At 74.9% G+C, this 1,105-nt stretch carries 1 protein-coding gene; it reads right to left on the reverse strand.

Annotation, left to right across the window (positions count from 1 at the left end; translation table 11 throughout):
* Positions 1-1,105, reverse strand: a 1,105-nt coding sequence (locus AC13HU_RS37520; RefSeq protein ID WP_483046480.1) for a vWA domain-containing protein, incomplete at both ends; no start/stop codon positions are given.

Below are 1,105 nucleotides of genomic sequence, written 5' to 3' on the forward strand. Positions count from 1 at the left end.
CGGGAGCGCAGCGCCTGGGCGAAGCCGGAGCGCAGGTCGGTTCCGCCGCCGCCGACCAGTTCGATGTGCTCGGCGCGGCAGATGGGGACGGCGATCCCGGCAGCCGCGTCGCAGGAGATCACCGAGACCAGGTCGCGCCTTCCGCCCACCGCGCGCGAGATCGCCGCCACCTCCAGCAGCGCGCTGCCCAGTTCGGCGTCGCTCACCGACCCGGAGGTGTCGATCACGACGCACACCCGGGGTGGTGTACGGCGCAGGCTCGGCAGCAGCACCCCGGGGACACCGGCCGAGCGACGGGACGGGCGGCGGTAGCTGTGGTCGCCGCCCACCCCCGGCGCGCTCACCGCCGACCGGACCGCCGCCCCCAGCAACTGCCGCCAGGGCTGCGGCGGATGGAACGCCTCGTCCGCCCACCGGCGCCACCCCTGCGGAGCGCTGCCCGGCCGGCCCTTGATCGCCTCGGCGACCCGGAAACGGACCGCGTCCCGCTGCTGCCTGCTGAGCCCGTGCGCCCCGTCGGGCCCCAGCTCCCACGGCCGTTCGTGGCCGTCGGCGCCGCTGCCGCAGTCCAGCCAGGCCAGGTCCGCCGCGGCCCCGGACAGCGACGACATCCGCAGGTACTCCTCCATCAGCAGGTCGTCGGTCAGCCCCAGCAGGGACGGCAGCACCGCACCGGTGGGCAGGGGGAGGCCGTCGCCGTAGATGTCGTCGTTGATCTCGAAGTCGGCGGCGATGTTCCGCCGCAGCCTCCCCAAGCTTTCGGCCTGGGGCGCCCCCGTCCCGCTGCACTCCCCCGGGCCGTACTCCTCGTGCTCGCGCGCGTAGCGCTCGCCGCGCGCGTGGTGGTCGCGGAGCAGGTGGGAGACCTCGTGCACCCACACGCCGGCCAGTTCCTCCATCGGCGTGCGCGCCACGAAGCCGGGTGAGACGTAGCAGCGCCAGTGCGCGTCCACCGCCATCGTGGGCACCGAACGGTCCTCGACCACGTGCAGCGCGAAGAGCGCGTCGGCCAGGTACGGGCGGACCTTCACCGCGTGCAGCCGGGCGGCCAGCAACTTCTCCATGTCCAGCGGGAGTCCGGTCCCGCCGGCGGGCGGTCTCGGTG

Source organism: Streptomyces sp. NH27, from assembly GCF_056859195.1.